General features: G+C 61.6%; 14 protein-coding genes and 1 riboswitch. Of the genes, 10 read left to right on the plus strand and 4 right to left on the minus strand.

Annotated elements, in window-relative coordinates; genetic code table 11:
• Positions 1–121: 121 nt before the first annotated feature.
• From ACQUTP_RS02170 to ACQUTP_RS02180, 3 genes are all read left to right on the plus strand, one after another.
• The gene (locus ACQUTP_RS02170) at positions 122–1162 is read left to right on the plus strand and encodes a LacI family DNA-binding transcriptional regulator (protein WP_285755966.1); all 1041 of its coding nucleotides are present in this window, start codon (positions 122–124) and stop codon (positions 1160–1162) included.
• Between the two features lie 190 nt (positions 1163–1352).
• Positions 1353–2276: a TIM barrel protein gene (locus ACQUTP_RS02175; protein WP_049003889.1), complete on the plus strand. Its 924-nt coding sequence runs from the start codon at positions 1353–1355 to the stop codon at positions 2274–2276.
• Positions 2277–2289: 13 nt separating this feature from the next.
• A complete protein-coding gene (locus ACQUTP_RS02180; RefSeq protein ID WP_043519608.1) occupies positions 2290–3462 on the plus strand; it encodes a Gfo/Idh/MocA family protein in 1173 nt (390 codons plus the stop codon).
• 36 nt (positions 3463–3498) lie between these two features.
• On the opposite strand, the gene ACQUTP_RS02185 is transcribed toward ACQUTP_RS02180, so the two are convergent.
• The 3 genes from ACQUTP_RS02185 to ACQUTP_RS02195 all read right to left on the minus strand — a co-directional run bounded on the left by ACQUTP_RS02185 (position 3499) and on the right by ACQUTP_RS02195 (position 6755).
• Complete coding sequence (locus ACQUTP_RS02185; RefSeq protein ID WP_004202562.1) at positions 3499–4605, minus strand: DUF4056 domain-containing protein; 1107 nt, start codon at positions 4603–4605, stop codon at positions 3499–3501.
• A 65-nt stretch (positions 4606–4670) separates the two neighbouring features.
• Entirely contained in the window at positions 4671–5615 is a 945-nt protein-coding gene (locus ACQUTP_RS02190; RefSeq protein ID WP_428902339.1) for a hypothetical protein, read from the minus strand.
• Between the two features lie 18 nt (positions 5616–5633).
• Positions 5634–6755 (minus strand): BamA/TamA family outer membrane protein, encoded by a 1122-nt coding sequence (locus ACQUTP_RS02195; protein ID WP_048324287.1) that lies wholly within the window; start codon positions 6753–6755, stop codon positions 5634–5636.
• 220 nt (positions 6756–6975) lie between these two features.
• Positions 6976–7077, plus strand: a riboswitch (TPP riboswitch).
• 68 nt (positions 7078–7145) lie between these two features.
• On the opposite strand from ACQUTP_RS02195, the gene ACQUTP_RS02200 reads away from it, so the two are divergent.
• From ACQUTP_RS02200 to ACQUTP_RS02230, 7 genes are all read left to right on the plus strand, one after another.
• Entirely contained in the window at positions 7146–7841 is a 696-nt protein-coding gene (locus ACQUTP_RS02200) for a TenA family protein (RefSeq protein WP_080846736.1), read from the plus strand.
• Positions 7838–8566 carry an ABC transporter ATP-binding protein gene (locus tag ACQUTP_RS02205; RefSeq protein WP_428902340.1) on the plus strand — a complete coding sequence of 243 codons (729 nt, stop codon included), beginning with the start codon at positions 7838–7840 and terminating at the stop codon, positions 8564–8566. The genes ACQUTP_RS02200 and ACQUTP_RS02205 overlap by 4 nt, the downstream gene beginning before the upstream one ends.
• Entirely contained in the window at positions 8563–9303 is a 741-nt protein-coding gene (locus tag ACQUTP_RS02210; protein WP_053810354.1) for an ABC transporter permease, read from the plus strand. The genes ACQUTP_RS02205 and ACQUTP_RS02210 overlap by 4 nt, the downstream gene beginning before the upstream one ends.
• Before the next feature lie 24 nt (positions 9304–9327).
• Positions 9328–10263 (plus strand): ABC transporter substrate-binding protein, encoded by a 936-nt coding sequence (locus ACQUTP_RS02215; protein WP_306738499.1) that lies wholly within the window; start codon positions 9328–9330, stop codon positions 10261–10263.
• Between the two features lie 306 nt (positions 10264–10569).
• On the plus strand, positions 10570–11955 hold the full coding sequence (locus ACQUTP_RS02220; protein ID WP_004202575.1) for a diaminobutyrate--2-oxoglutarate transaminase: 1386 nt from the start codon (positions 10570–10572) through the stop codon (positions 11953–11955).
• 9 nt (positions 11956–11964) lie between these two features.
• Positions 11965–13446 carry a pyridoxal phosphate-dependent decarboxylase family protein gene (locus tag ACQUTP_RS02225; protein WP_074470656.1) on the plus strand — a complete coding sequence of 494 codons (1482 nt, stop codon included), beginning with the start codon at positions 11965–11967 and terminating at the stop codon, positions 13444–13446.
• A gap of 209 nt (positions 13447–13655) precedes the next feature.
• Positions 13656–14549, plus strand: coding sequence for a LysR substrate-binding domain-containing protein (locus ACQUTP_RS02230; RefSeq protein ID WP_285756087.1), 894 nt, complete (start codon positions 13656–13658; stop codon positions 14547–14549).
• Positions 14550–14782: 233 nt separating this feature from the next.
• Here ACQUTP_RS02230 and ACQUTP_RS02235 read toward each other — a convergent pair whose 3' ends face one another.
• On the minus strand, positions 14783–15973 hold the full coding sequence (locus ACQUTP_RS02235; protein WP_285755956.1) for a cytochrome c biogenesis protein/redoxin: 1191 nt from the start codon (positions 15971–15973) through the stop codon (positions 14783–14785).
• Between the last annotated feature and the right edge of the window lie 69 nt (positions 15974–16042).

Below are 16042 nucleotides of genomic sequence, written 5' to 3' on the forward strand. Positions count from 1 at the left end.
ACCCGTCACACTTTACGCGGCAGGAGCGCAGGCTTGTCCTGTGGCACGCAGATTGTCGCTGTTCTGCGCAGGGTTACCGTGATAGTTTCTATCATAACGCTCATTTTTAATGGTCATCACAGTGAAAAAATCCACCAGCAAAATCACGCTTTCCGACATTGCGCGTGAAGCTAACGTCGGCGTGGCCACCGTCGACCGGGTACTCAACAAGCGCGCGGCGGTGAAGGAATCGACCGCGTACCGCGTGCTGGAGGCCGCCCGGCGGCTGGGGTTTACGCTCGAACAGCCGCGCTATCGCCTGGCCGCCGGCAAAGCGCCGGTTACCGTCAGAATGGGCTTTATTCTGCTGCAGGAGACCCACTCCTTCTACCTGCCGCTGGCAAGGGCGCTGGCAAGAGAGGCCGCGCCGTGGCTACCGGCAGGCGAGACACCGGCGATCCTGCATTTTGCCATTGATGCGGTGGAAGCAATGGCCCAGGCCATTCACCGGCTCAGCGATGAGGTGGAGGTGCTCGGCCTGGTGGCGCTGGATCACCCGCTGATTCGCCATGCGGTGGGCCGGGCCGCCGCCCGCGGCGTTCGCGTATTCACTCTACTTTCAGATCTGTCGGTTCCCCAGCGCAGCGGCTATATCGGCCTCGATAACCAAAAAGCCGGGCGCACCGCCGCCTGGTTTATCGACCGCTTATGCCGTGGCGAAGGCGAAATAGCCATTATCATTGGCGATAATCGTTTTACCTGTCAGGAAAGCTGTGAGATCAGCTTCCGCTCCTGCCTGCGTGAGCAGGGTAAAGGGCAGCAGATCCTCGAGCCGGTTCGCAGCCACGAACGGGCGGATGTCGCCAGAAGCGTAACGGAAAAGCTGCTCAGCCAGTACCCGGCCCTGCAGGCGATCTATGCTCCCTGCGGCGGCGTCGAAGGAATTGTCGGGGCGCTGCGCGACAGCGGCCGCCAGCAGGCCGTCACCCTGGTCTGCCATGGCCCGCTAAGCGGCAGTGAACTGGCGCTGATCGACGGCACCATCGATGTCATTCTCAACCACCGGCTGGATGACCTGGCCGCCGCCACCCTGCGCGCCATGACGGAAGCCGTTTCGCGGCCGCCCAGCGACGTGATTTCGCACCCTCAGCCTTTCGATATCATCACCAAAGAAAATATGTAAACGCTCGCCCCGTCGCCAACGGGGCTGCCTCACGCCTGAACCACGCCTCGCCTCATTTTGATAAATAACTATCAAAAACAACCTCAATATAAATCATGATGGCCATCATAAAATCATCATTCCAATATTGTTGGCTATGAAATTTTCATTCAATACTCTGCGGCATCCCCTGTGAAAAAAGGAAGCCGACATGACACATCCTATCGCCAACGCCCCCTGCAGCTGGGGTGTGGATGACCCGAAAAACCCTGACCTTCCCGCCTGGGCTACCGTGCTGAAGGAGGCGGCGCAGGCCGGGTATCGCAGCATCGAGCTCGGCCCGTGGGGCTACCTGCCCACCGACCCGTCCAGCCTGCGCGCGGCGCTGGACCAGCATCAGCTGTCGCTGGTCGCCGGGACGATCTTTGACGATCTGGTGAGCGAGGCCCATTACCCCACTCTGGAGGCGCTGACCCATCAAATATGCCGCAATCTGTCTCAGGTTCCGGCCGCCGAACCTATCCCGGGGCACCCTTTCCAGCCGCCCTATCTGGTGATTATCGACTTCGGCAACCCCGAGCGGGCGCGATTTGCCGGACGCAGCGCGCTGGCTCCGCGCCTCAATGACCAGGACTGGCAGCGGATGATGGCGCACATTACCGCCCTCAGCACCCTCGCCTGGCGGGAGTACGGTGTGCGGGCGGTTATTCATCCCCACGCCGGGGGCTGCATCGAATTTGCCGATGAAATCGAGCGGCTGGCCAACGATATCCCGCACGACGTGGCGGGGTTGTGTCTGGACACCGGGCATCTCTACTACGCCGGAATGGATCCGCTCACCTGGCTGGATCGCTATTACGCGCGACTCGACTATCTGCACTTCAAGGATGTGGATCCGCAGGTTTACCAGCGCGCCATCGCCGAAGGCATCGACTTTTTCACCGCCTGCGCCGAAGGGGTGATGTGCCCGCTCGGCAGCGGCGCCATTGACTACCCGGCCATTAACGATTTCCTTGCCCGTCGCGGCTATCAGGGCTGGATAACCATTGAACAAGAGCGTGATCCGCGCCATGCCGCAGGCAGCCTGCAGGCGGTCACGGAGAGCCTGCGCTATCTGCGCGACGTTGGATTCTGACAGGAGACACCCCATGATTAACGGTTTAAGACCTCTCGATCGCACCCTGCGCTGGGGCATGGTCGGCGGCGGCGGCGGCAGCCAGATCGGCTATATTCACCGCTCTGCCGCCCTGCGCGATAACACCTTTGCGCTGCTGGCAGGCGCCTTTGATATTGATGCCGAACGCGGGCGCCAGTTCGGCCAACAGCTGGGGGTGGATCCCGATCGCTGTTACGCCGACTACCAGAGTCTGTTTCGCGGCGAGGCTGCCCGCCCGGACGGTATTCAGGCCGTGTCGATTGCCACGCCGAATAACACCCATTATGCCATCTGCCGGGCGGCGCTGGAGGCCGGGCTGCACGTGGTGTGCGAAAAGCCGCTGTGCTTCAGCAGCGAAGAGGCGGACGACCTGGTGGCCCTCAGCCAGCGGCAGCACAAAATCATCGGCGTGACCTACGGCTATGCCGGTCATCAGCTTATCCTCCAGGCCCGGCAGATGATCGCCGACGGACTGCTGGGCGACATCCGTATCGTCAATATGCAGTTTGCTCATGGCTTCCACGCCCAGCCGGTGGAGCAGGAAAACGCCAGTACCCGCTGGCGGGTCGATCCCCGCTTCGTCGGCCCCAGCTATGTGCTGGGGGATTTAGCCACCCACCCGCTGTTTCTGGTCGAAACCATGGCCCCGCAGCTGAAGATCGCCCGGCTGATGTGCGCCAGACAAAGCTTCGTCAAAAGCCGCGCGCCGCTGGAGGATAACGCGCAGGTGCTGATGGAGTATGACAACGGTGCCATCGGCTCGCTGTGGAGCTCCGCCGTTAACTGCGGCTCCATGCACGGGCAAAAGGTGCGCATCGTGGGAGAAAAGGCCAGTCTCGAATGGTGGGATGAACAGCCCAACCAGCTGCGTTACGAGGTGCAGGGCGAGCCAGCGCGCATTCTGGAGCGAGGCATGGACTATCTTGATCCGCTGGCGCGTCAGGATGATCGCATCGGCGGTGGTCACCCGGAGGGGCTGTTCGAGGCCTGGTCGAATCTCTATCGCCGCTTCGCCATCGCTATGGACGCCGCGGACCGGCGCGACGAAGCGCTGCTGGCCGACTTCTGGTATCCGGACGCCCGCGCCGGGGCGTTCGGCGTCCGCTGGGTGGAAAACTGCGTGCGCTCGGCCGACAACGGCGCCTGCTGGGTCGACTTCCGCTAACTCGCCGGCTCAGGGCCTCGCCCTGAGCCTTCCACGTTACTTTTCAATGCGCGCCAGCTGGGTTTTATCGGCCTCGCGGGCGCGATCGGCCAGCCCCTGAAACGCTGCGGCGCCATAGTATTGCTCGGGCGCCGGCAGAGCCTGCATATCGTGCCCCGGGTAGATCTGCAGCTCGCCGAGGTCGCGCAAGCGGAACCCCGCCACCTGCGACGGCATGGTCAGGCGATACGGCGGCATGGTTTCGAAAGGGACCGGCGTCGGCAGCCGGTTTTCCTGCAGGTCGTAATTACGCTTCAGCACCAGAAACTTATCCGGCACCCGTCGGCGACTGTTCCACCAGTCGCCATCGATCCGCTGGAACATCGCTTCCGTCTCCCCTCGCGTGGCCACCATCAGCCGGGTCAGCGCCTTTTTCAGCGCCGCCTCCATGGCCTGATTATACGCTTCCACTGACCCGCCATGGCCGCTAAGGATGACGTTAATCGCCAGCCTGGCGCCCAGTAAATTGGAATAGAGATCTTCCGGCGAAAACGCGGAGATCTCCTCAGAAAACCCCGGCACCGACTGGAAGCCATACCACTGGGCGATCTCATGCCACTGGGCGATTTCGAAGGCCAGATGCCCGGCGAGCCAGGCCGCCAGCTGATAGCGCTGCCTGACGCCCGGCGGCGGCGTAAAGGCATTCAGCTGAACGCGGCGCACCCCCAGCTCTTCGCTGTAGAATATGCGCCCCGCCTGGCCCAGCGTCGGCGAAATGCGATTGAACAGATAAAAGGTGTAATCCGCCGTGTCGCGCACATGGGCAATATCGATAAACCCGCCGCGACGGGTATAAATAAGCCCGTTTTGCTCCTCGCTCAGTCCCAGCAGATTTTTCACCGCCCCGAGCGCGCTGTCGTTGTAATGGTGCTTGCCCAGAGAATCCAGAGTCAGCACGTTACCAATCTGGTACACCGGGATGGGGATGCCCACCGCCCGCACGTGCAGGTCGTAACCAAAGGCGCAGCATGGCCGCAGCGATTCCGGCGGCGACAGCTCGCCCAGGGTGGGCACCGGATGGATCGCCGTCACCGCGGGCAATACCGGGTCCTGCGCCAGCGCCGGCAGCGCCAGCGCGAATAACAGCCATAAGGCTTTACGCATCAACAGCCTCTCCACAGCAACAAAAGAACGCGCATCTTACCGGCAGACGGCGCCTGCAGGTTTAGTTAAAAGCGGTATTCACCGGAGACAAAGAAGCTATTGCGGTCGTTAAAACCGAATTCAGTCAGCACGTTAAAGTTTTTGGTGACTTCATACTGGGCGCCAATCAGCATATTCCACGGCGAGGTCAGCTTTTGCTTAACGTCGAATTTGCCCTCGCCGTCTTTATTGACCGCGGCAATTAGGGGCTGCAGCTCTGGCGGCATGTGCAGGTCGGCGAGATCGCCCTTAAACTCCTGCTGAACGTCCTGATACATGCTGCCGACCCACAGGCTGAGATGGGACGGCCCCTCGATCCCCTGAAAACTGAAGCGGTAGCCGACGCGCGGCGAGACGGCGACCGCCGAAATGCTGCCGTCGAGGATATCGAAGTCGGTGCGGGTGTAGTTAGTATCCACCAACCCAAACCAGTTGCCGTAGCCGCCGGCGAGCGTAAAGCCGGTCCCCCAGGTGGTGCCTTTAAAATCAAGCGTAAAATCAATATTCTGCAGCTTTCCGCTCTGATAAAGCTGATGAACCGCGCCGGCGATGACCCGGTCCAGACCGCGAAACTGCGACGGATCTGAATCCACTGAGACCTGGGAGACGGACGACCCGCGGGTATGCCCCACCAGTCCGTAAACGTTGAGGAACGGAAAGACCCACATATCAAGGCGCAGGTTTTCGGTTTTGCTCTTCTCGCGGGTGTGCCCGGCATCGATGGCGAACATATCGCTGGGAATGGGATGGTTGCCGAGCTTAAGCCCGGAAAAGGTAATACTGTCGACCATGATATCCTGTCGGATATTCATATAGCTCAGGTTGACGCCGTAAGGTAACGGAATGGAATATCCCCTGGCGCGAGCCTCCTCGCCCCAGATCGGAAAATAGCTGTCGCTCTGGTCCGGCTCCGCAGCCGACGTGCCCCAGGCCGCTAACAGCAGCGTTAACACCGCGCCGGATGATCTCATTTTTGTTCTCATGTGTAGTTATAAACCCGAACCGACATTGAAATAGACCGCCTGTTCATGCTCGCTGAACGCCATGTCAATCCCGGTACGTAAACCGTACTGTCGCGCGATCAGGTATCGAAAACCGGCCCCCCATGCCACCTCTGACTCTTCCCATAGCGTATCCGCCGCGTCAGCGGCGCTCCCGGCGCCAACGAATCCCTGCAGGATCCAGCGCGGAGTAACCGCCCAGGCCAGCTGGGTTTGCGCCGTGGCCACGTAGTCGCCCTGATAGCGGTAGCGCGAAATCCCGCGCAACGCGATATAAGGACGCGCCATCGGCATCAGATGCTTATCATGGTGGGTTAAGGACTGATAATTGCCCGCGACCGCCAGGGTCAGCGTCTGGCTGAGCGGAATAAACACCTTTCCGTCCAGCGAAAAAGTGTTGTAGTGATAATCGCCCCCGAGCAGCGAACGGAAAAACCGATATTCACCCTTCAGCGCTAACCCACTCTGAGGATAGAAAATATTATCGGTAGTGTCATATTCCGCCACCACCCCCAGCGCCGAAGAGGTGCTGTTTTGCCCGAGCACCTGCTGCCACACCCGGTTGAGCCGTGGATTATCGGTAGAGACATCCGCCCGGGCATACACCTGGGAGGCCCCGAGGAACACCGGCGTGTCGCCCAGGCGAAACAGCAGCTTTTGCAGCGCGGCGACGCCTTTGGTCTGCGTCTGCACCGGTTTAGCATGGCTGAAGCCGCCGGTGTCGCCGGAATAGATATCCAGATTGACGTTAGCGTAGCCGGCGCCCGCCAGGTAACGAATGCGATCATGCTGCCAGGTGTGACGATGACCGCCGCCAATAAACCAGGTGCCATTCTGCGTGGCGGCCCCGCCAAAAGCGGTGAGCGGCGGAGGAATAAACTGCCCGCCCTCCCGGCTACCTTTGCCGTGTAAAAACAGGCCAAACAGTCCGCCACCATAGCCGATGGCCGGCTCGGTTATCGCCAGCGGCACCGGCAGAAAACCGTAACGGTTTTCCGCCAGATACTGACTCATGTCGAGCATGCCATCTTCCGCATCGAAGAGATCGGCGGCATCGCCAGGCGGGCACAACAGGAACAGAAGCGCCAGCGTGGACAGCGGGAATTTCATGCTCACTCCAGGGCGTTGGGGCGCGCACGACACGCGTGGCGAACAGGATTATTACAACGGAATAAGGAAAATATAACGTAACCGGAGAACCCTCACCAACGCGCAGTGGCCTGTTTTTTGGGTATTTTTGGATAAAAAAGAGCTGGCCGTCACAGAAAGCCGCCTTCGCTCCGCCGGACGGCGCGATGATTGTATTCATAAGGTGAATGTCGTATAACATAGCGCTACCGAGGGGTGTCCCGTGAGGGCTGAGATGGCGCAAGCCGAACCCTTTGAACCTGATCTGGGTCATGCCAGCGAAGGGACGGGTCGGCAATTTTGCCAGCATTACCGCCATTGCCTGTTCACACCCCTGCACGCCCGGATCTCCCCTGCACAACTGGAGGTCCTGTGATTGTTCCCGCGTTTAGCCAAGGTCTTTATGGCCGTTTACGCCAGCTGGCCGCCGCTGACTGGCAGCACTATGTGGCGCACCCTTTCGTCCGGCAGCTCGCCGAAGGCACCCTTGCTGAAAGCGCATTTCGTCGCTATCTCACCCAGGATTATCTGTTTCTGATCCATTTCGCCCGCAGCTACGCGCTGCTGGTGAGTAAACTGCGCACGCTGCCGGAGATGCGCGCCGCGGCCGCCTCCATGAACGCCATTCTTAACGAAGTGCCGCTGCACGTCGGCTACTGTGCCCAGTGGGGCATTAGCGAACCGGAGATGGCCGCCCAGCCCGAAGCGCCGGAAACCATCAACTATACCCGCTACGTGCTGGATATCGGCCATGCAGGCGACGCGCTGGATCTGCTGGTCGCTCTAATGCCCTGCGTAGCGGGTTACGCCGAAATCGGTCTGGGCCTGCTGCATCACCCCACCACCCGACTGGACGACAATCCTTACGCCTCATGGATCCGCAACTACGGCGATGAAGGCTATCTGCAGGGCGTCAGCGCCGCGCTGGCGCTGCTGGAGACCGTGTGGCAACAGCGTGGAAGCGAGTCCCGAATCACTGAACTGAGCGACATCTTCACCACCGCCACCCGCCTTGAGGCGCAGTTCTGGCAGATGGGGCTCAACGCCGCGGTGGAGTCCCGGGCGTGACGGCGCCAGGTATCGAGGTCCGCAATCTGAGCCTCCATTTCGGCGACCGCCGCCTGTTCGACAATCTGTCGCTGACGGTCCCCGGCGGCCAGTGGGTGTCGCTGCTCGGCGCCAGCGGGGCCGGAAAAACCAGTCTGCTGCGGGTCATGGCCGGCCTGGCCCCCGCCACCTGCGGGGAAGTGGTCGCCAGCGACGGCAAGCCGATACCCGGCCGCCTGGCGTGGATGGGGCAGAAAGATCTGCTTTATCCCTGGCTGAGCGTTCGGGAGAACGTCGCCCTCGGCGCGCGGCTGCGCGGTGAGAAAGTGGATCACGCCCGGGTCGCCACCCTGCTGGAACAGGTGGAGCTCGCCTCGTGCGCCGACGCCCGGCCGGCGACGCTCTCCGGCGGGATGCGTCAGCGCGCCGCGCTGGCCCGCACCCTGTATGAGGACCGGCCCATCGTGCTAATGGATGAGCCTTTCTCGGCGCTGGACACCCTCACCCGCACGCGCATTCAGACCCTCGCGGCCACTCTGCTGGCGGGGCGGACGGTGGTGCTGATCACCCACGATCCGCTGGAAGCCTGCCGGCTGAGCCACCGTCTGCTGGTCCTCTCGGTCACCGACGGGGAGATCGACGACAGCCATCACCTCACCGGCGCGCCTCCGCGCGCGCCGGACGCGCCCGAGCTGTTGAACGCCCAGGCGGCGCTGCTGCAGCAGTTGATGAGGGCCCACTCATGAGCGAACGTCTCTGGCGCGGCGCCATGGTGTTCTGCGGACTGATGCTTCTCTGGGGGCTGGCCAGCCGCAGCGGCATTCCGCGCTTTCTTTTACCCTCCCCGGCGGCGGTCGCCGAGGCGCTGTGGGTCAATCGCGCCTATCTCGGCTGGCACACGCTGATTACCCTCAGCGAGATCCTCAGCGGCCTGGCGCTGGGGGTGGCGCTCGGCGTCACGCTGGCGCTGGGCATGATCCTCTCCCCGCGCCTGCAGCGCTGGCTGATGCCGCTGGTGCTCACCAGCCAGGCGATCCCGGTCTTTGCCCTCGCCCCGCTGCTGGTGCTGTGGCTGGGGTTTGGCATGAGCGCCAAAGTGGCGATGGCGGTGCTGGTGATTTTCTTTCCCGTCACTTCCGCCTTCTTTGACGGCTTGCGACGGGTCAACCACGACTATCTCGATCTGGCGCGCAGCATGAACGCCTCCTTTGGCGCTCAGCTACGGCATGTCCGCCTGATGGCCGCCCTGCCGGCGCTGGGCTCGGGCCTGCGCATGGCGGCGGCGGTGGCCCCCATCGGCGCCATTATCGGCGAATGGGTCGGCTCCGCCGAGGGACTGGGCTACGTCATGCTCAATGCCAACGCGCGGCTGCAAACCGATATCTGCTTCGCCGCGCTGTTTATTTTAGTGCTGCTGACCCTCTTCCTGTGGCTGGCGGTAGACACCCTGCTGCACCGGCTGATCGACTGGTCGCCGGAATAATCATGAAGTAATAAAGGAAAACAGATGAAAACGTCGCTTTTCGTCGGGGCAACCCTGACGGCGCTGCTCAGCGGTCACGCGCTGGCCAATGAACCGCTCACCCTGGTGCTGGACTGGTATATTAACCCCGACCATGCGCCGATTATGGTGGCCGAGCAGATCGGCGCCTTTAAGGCCCAGGGTCTGGACGTCAAGATTGTCCCTCCGTCGGATCCGGCGCTGCCGCCCCGTATGGTGGCCGCCCGTCAGGCAGACCTGGCCATCACCTACCAGCCGCAGGTGCACTTCTTCGCTGACGAAGGGTTACCGCTGGTGCGCGTTGGCACCCTGATCAACTCGCCGCTGAATACGGTGATCGCCCTCGATAAGCAGATCAAAACCCCGGCGGATCTGCAAGGCAGGAAGGTGGGTTACTCGGTCAGCGGCATTGAGCAGGCCACCCTGGCGACCATGGCGCAGCATTCGGGGATCGATCCGGCCAGTATCAAGCTGGTCAACGTCAATTTTCAGCTGACCAGCGCTCTGCTGGCGGGCCAGGTGGACGCGGTCATCGGCGGCTATCGTAATATAGAAGCGCAGGAGCTGAAGCTGCAGGGCAAAACGCCGGTAGTGATGAACGTAGAGGATTATGGCGTACCGGCCTATGACGAGCTGGTGATTGTCGCCCACCGCGACGCGATTCATGAGGCGAAGATCCGTAAATTCCTCACCGCCCTGCAGGCCGGGGTCAGCTACCTGCGCGCCCATCCGCAGGAGAGCTGGGAGGCGTTCGCCGCCGCGCACCCGGAGCTGAAGACCGAGCTTAACCATCAGGCGTGGCTGCAAACCGTGCCGCTGTTCGCCACCGATCCGGCGGCGCTGGATAAAGCGCGCTATGACACTTACGAACAGTTTTTATATAACAATAAGTTGGTGAAAAAAGTTACACCTTTAACAAATTATGCGGTTGAGCTGCATTGACTCTTGCTATCGCTGACGGAAGGCTTTCCGTCAGCGCTTTAACGCAGCGGCAATAAAAATATAGAGACTTTCTCACTAATAATTACACTTTAAAGGGTTATCGTTACCTTGGATTGTTTTATTATAATTCAGCAGGTTATGTTAATTTTTACCCCGGTAAGAATAGCGTCAAAATAACGCAATCAATAAAACGTTGAATGCGGATTTAAAAAGCCATATATTGTGCGCGCTTTATGAATGCCAATTCAATTCCTTACACCAATTATTCAACCAGCGTTCAACCGCAATGCTGGTTGTGGGAGTGATATGATGACGGATAAAGTCCGTATTGATACTTTACGTGCTGATTTATTAGACGCAAACAACGAAACCTTTTTGGCCCGTCAGGCCGAATTTGAATCGAATGTCAGGAGTTACCCGCGTAAGTTACCGCTGGCTATCACTAAAGCTGAAGGCGTGTGGCTGACGGATGCGGATAACAAACAGTACCTGGACTGCCTCGCCGGCGCCGGTACTCTCGCTCTGGGCCACAACCACCCTGATGTATTGCAGAGCATCCAAAGTGTCATTACCAGCGGCTTGCCGTTACATACTCTCGATCTGACTACCCCGTTAAAAGATCGTTTCTCCGAATACCTGCTCTCTTGCCTGCCGGGCGAAGGGAAAGAGTATTGCCTGCAGTTCACCGGTCCTTCCGGCGCTGACGCCGTGGAAGCGGCGCTGAAGCTGGCGAAAAAATACACCGGCCGTTCCGCGGTGATCAGCTTCTCCGGCGGCTATCACGGGATGACCCACGGCGCACTGTCGGTCACCGGCAACCTGTCGCCGAAAGCGGCGGTCAACGGCATGATGCCGGAAGTCCAGTTTATGCCTTACCCGCACCTGTACCGCTGCCCGCTGGGCATCGGCGGCGAAGCCGGCGTCAAAGCGCTAACCTACTACTTCGAAAACCTGATCAACGACGTGGAGAGCGGCGTCCGTAAACCGGCGGCGGTTATCCTCGAAGCCGTTCAGGGCGAAGGCGGCGTGAACCCGGCGCCGGTCGAGTGGCTGCAGCGCATCCGCAAAGTGACCGAAGAGCACGGCATTCTGCTGATCGTCGATGAAGTGCAGGCTGGCTTTGCCCGTACCGGTAAATTCTTCGCCTTCGAACACGCCGGTATTCAGCCGGACATCATCGTGATGTCGAAAGCGGTTGGCGGCGGTCTGCCGCTGGCGGTGCTGGGCATTAAAAAGCAGTTCGACGCCTGGGAACCGGGTCACCACACCGGCACCTTCCGCGGCAACCAGCTGGCGATGGCTACCGGCCTGACCACCCTGCGTCATCTGCGCGACAACAAGATTGCTGACAAAGTCGCCGCCCAGGGCGAGTGGCTGAAAGGCAAACTGGCGGAGCTGCAGAAACGCTACCCGGTAATTGGCCACGTTCGCGGTCTCGGTCTGATGATCGGTATCGAAATCGTCAAGCCGAACGAAGCGCAGGATCACATGGGTTGCTACCCGGCTGACGGCGAACTCTCCGCCCTGCTGCAGAAGAAATGCTTTGAAGCGGGCCTGATTCTGGAGCGCGGTGGCCGTCACGGCTGCGTGCTGCGCCTGCTGCCGTCCCTGCTGATCAGCAACGCGGAACTGGATGTGTTCCTCGACAAATTTGAACAGGCCCTGCTGGCCGCCGGCGTAAAACCGGTCTGAGTGGAGTAAGTGACCACCATGTCCACATTGAATCCGATTCTTGCTGGTTCGGCGCAGAGCGTTGAGGCCTATCAGCAGGTTATCGAGCAGACCAGTCAGGCCGTTGTGCAGTGGCTGAAGCAACCTGAGATGTATCAGGGGAAAAGCGTTGACGAACTGCGTGAGCGTATCTCCCTTGAGTTTAACGAACAGGGTTTGGGTAACCAGGCGGCGATTGACCGTGCAATCGAGTACTTCCTGAAAGACAGTCTGTCGGTGCATCACCCGCAGTGCGTGGCGCACCTGCACTGCCCGAGCCTGGTGATTAGCCAGGCGGCGGAAGTGTTGATCAACGCCACCAACCAGAGCATGGACTCCTGGGACCAGAGCCCGTCGGCGACCATCATTGAGATGAAGCTGATCGAGTGGCTGCGCGCCCGGGTCGGCTATCCGGCAGGCGACGCCGGCGTCTTCACCAGCGGCGGCACCCAGAGCAACCTGATGGGGCTGATGTTGGCGCGCGACGCCTTCTTCGCCCGTCAGGGACACTCCATCCAGCAGGATGGGCTGCCGGGGGATATCCGCAAGTACAAAGTACTGTGCTCCGAAAACGCCCACTTCTCGGTGCAGAAGAACATGGCGCTGATGGGGCTCGGCTACCGCTCGGTCACGCTGGTGAAAACCGACGAATTCGCGCGGATGGACGTGGCCGATCTGCAGGCGAAGATTGCGCAAGCGCAGGCTAACGGCGAGCAGATCATGGCGATCGTCGCCACCGCCGGGACCACCGACGCGGGGGCTATCGACCCGCTGCGCGACATCGCCGGTATCGCCGCGGAGCATCAGATCTGGCTGCACGTTGACGCAGCATGGGGCGGCGCGCTGCTGCTGTCTGAGCAGTATCGCGACTATCTTGACGGTCTGGAGCTGGTGGATTCCGTTACCCTGGACTTCCACAAGCAGTTCTTCCAGACCATCAGCTGCGGCGCGTTCCTGCTGAAGGATGCCCGCCATTACGAGCTGATGCGTTATCAGGCGGCCTATCTCAACTCCGAGTTCGATGAAGAACACGGCGTGCCGAACCTGGTGTCCAAATCGCTGCAGACCACCCGACGCTTCGATGCGCTGAAGCTGTGGATGGGCCTCGAAGCGCTGGGCCAGAAGCAGTATGCGGCGATCATCGATCACGGCGTCACCATGGCGAAAAACGTCGCGGAGTACGTGAAGTCTCAGCCGACGCTGGAGCTGGTGATGCAGCCGCAGCTGGCGAGCGTGCTGTTCCGTTCCCGTCCGGCGCAGATGGCGCAGAGCGACGCGGCGGCAATTGCCCTGCTCAACCAGCGCGTCGGCGACGCCCTGCTGGCTTCCGGCCGCGCTAACGTCGGCGTGACCGAGCACAACGGCGTTACCTGCCTGAAGCTGACCCTGCTGAACCCGGTGGTGACGCTGGATGATGTGAAGGTCCTGCTGAGCCTGGTAGAGCGCACCGCTCAGGAGCTGCTAACGCAATAATCTGCCTGAGCGAGGCGGCGCCTGTCGCCCCGCTCAGCGGCCAGCCCAGCCTGCACTAAGCCGATAAGTTCTCTTATCGGCTTTTTTATGCCTGCCTGCGCTACCGACGCGCTTCTACGCTTCTCGCCGTAGGTTCGTTGACGCCTGCCCGCCGCGATGCCACAGTATGGTCCCGATAATGGCAATCGCCAGAACCTAACGTCCCGGTAATAAGGATGATAATGGAGAAACGCTTACCCGGCCTCGATCTCGACGCCCTGCGCAGCTTTGTGACCGGCATGGAGTGCGGCAGCTTCGCCCTGGCGGCGCAGCGTCTGGCGCGCTCCACCTCCGCCGTCAGCGCCCAGCTTAAAAAGCTGGAGGGCCAGTGCGGCGCCGCGCTGGTGGTTAAGCAGGGGCGGCACCTGGCGCTGACCGCGGAAGGCGAAAAGTTAATGAGCTACGCCAGACGGCTGCTGGCGCTCAATGATGAAACCCTGCGCGCGCTGCAGGGCGAGCGGCTCACCGGCGAAATTCACCTTGGCATGCAGGAAGATTTTGGCGAATCGCTGATGCCGGGGATCCTTGGGCAGTTTACCCGCCACCATCCGCAGGTGCGGATAGTCGCGAGGGTGGATCGCAATGGCCCGCTGCGCCAGGCGCTGGCGGAGGAGACGCTGGATCTGGCGCTGCTGTGGCAAACCGAAGATCAGGGTCCGCGGCTGGGCCGCTGTTCGCTGGCGTGGATTGCGCATCCTGACTTTGACGTTCGCGCGCTGCTGGCGTCCGGCGAGCCGCTGCCGCTGGTGATGTTCGACAGCCCGTGCCTGATGCGTTCCCGCGCCATTGCCTGTCTCGATGCCGCTGGGATCCCCTGGCAGGTGGTGTTCGTCAGCCACAGCCTGAGCGGCATCTGGGCGGCGGTGCAGGCTGGCCTGGGGCTGACGGTTCGCACCCGCATCGGCATGCCCGGCAATCTGCGCCCCGCCGGCGGACTGCTGCCATCCCCTGGCAGTCTGGCCGTCAGTCTGCAACAAACCCCGCGTCAGGAACCCCATTCCGCCGCGGTCGCGCTGCTCGGCAAACTGATGACCGAGGCCCTACAGGAGTGGGTTGAAAGGTGACAGTGTCACGTAAATTTCCCTCACCCTAGCCCTCTCCCGGAGGGAGAGGGAACCGTTCGGCAGTCACCGGCAATGGATATTTTGCGCCGTTCCCGCTTCGATGCCCGGTGGCGGCTGCGCCTTACCGGGCCTACACGCGGCTCCGTAACCCCGTAGGCCGGGCAAGCGCAGCGCCGCCCGGCATCAGGTATAAGGCCTGGAGGGATCCATCCGCCAGAGGCCTGCGCCGCGGGTCAGGCTTTGCTCTCCTGCAACAGCTGCTGGATCACCTGCTCCTGGCGGGCATAATCCCCTTCGCCGAAGGCGGTATAGCGAAGCTGCCCGCGAGCGTCGAAAATGTAATGCGCCGGCCAGTATTGATTGCCGAAGGCGTTCCAGATGCTGTACTCATTATCCGCCACCACCGGGTAGGTTATTCGCCACTCCTTCACCGCCTGGCGCAGCAGCGGCAGCGAACGCTCCCAGGGATATTCAGGGGTATGGACGCCAATCACCACCAGCCCGGCCGCGCGGTATTTGTTCGCCCAGTCGCGCACGTAAGGCAGGGTATGCTGGCAGTTGATGCACCCCCGGGTCCAGAAATCCACCAGCACCACTTTGCCCTTCAGACGCTCCGGGGTTAACGCCGGGCTATTGAGCCATGCGCTGCCCCCCACCAGCGAAGGCATGGCGCTGCTGGGCTTGGGCATAGCGATCGGTTGCAGAACCGTTTTCTGCGTCGGCTGCGGCAGACGGGCGGCCAGCCGCTGCTCCAGCGCCTGACTCCACCCTCCCGCGCTTTGCAAATAGCGGTCGCCGCCGCTGGCGATCAGCGCCACCGAGGCCAGCATCGCCACCCCCGCCAGCTGGCGCAGCCGTTCGCCGAACGCCAGCCCGCGACGCAGACGGGCAATCAACGTCGCGCCGCACCACCCGAGCAGGAATAACATCAGCGCCCCGCCGCTGCCGTAGGCCAGCAGCAACCCACCGGTGGTCGCCTGGCCCGGATGCACAAAGCCCAGGCTCAGTATCGCCCCCAGTACCGGCCCGGCGCACGGCGCCCACAGCAGCCCCACCGCCAGCCCGGCCAGCAACGAACCGATCCAGCCGCGCTGGCGTGAGCTGGCGTCGTTAAGCTGATTCCCCAGCGCCACCAGCGGTGAGGTCAGCCGCTGTGCGATGCGCTGCGAAAGCAGACTCAGCCCGACAAGGGCGAAGAACGCCAGCGCCAGGCTGCGCCCAACCAGAGTCAGATTGACCACCCAGCCGCTGGCGACCGTCACCAGCCACGAGACAGCGCCGAACATCAGCGCCATTCCCGCCAGCATGATCGCCAGCTGCCCCCGGCGGCCCCGGACGCTGGCGAACAGCAGCGGGATCACCGGCAGCGTACAGGGGCTCAGCAGGGTTAACATCCCGCCGAAAAACGCAATTAATATCGACATCGCCTTCTCCTCATTGTGTCGTCGCTGCCGGGAGTGGCAGCCACGACATTACAGCAAGGAGATGTAGGG

This window comes from Klebsiella sp. 2-CIP_Kleb. (assembly GCF_050378715.1).
GTDB classification, from domain to species: domain Bacteria; phylum Pseudomonadota; class Gammaproteobacteria; order Enterobacterales; family Enterobacteriaceae; genus Klebsiella; species Klebsiella quasipneumoniae.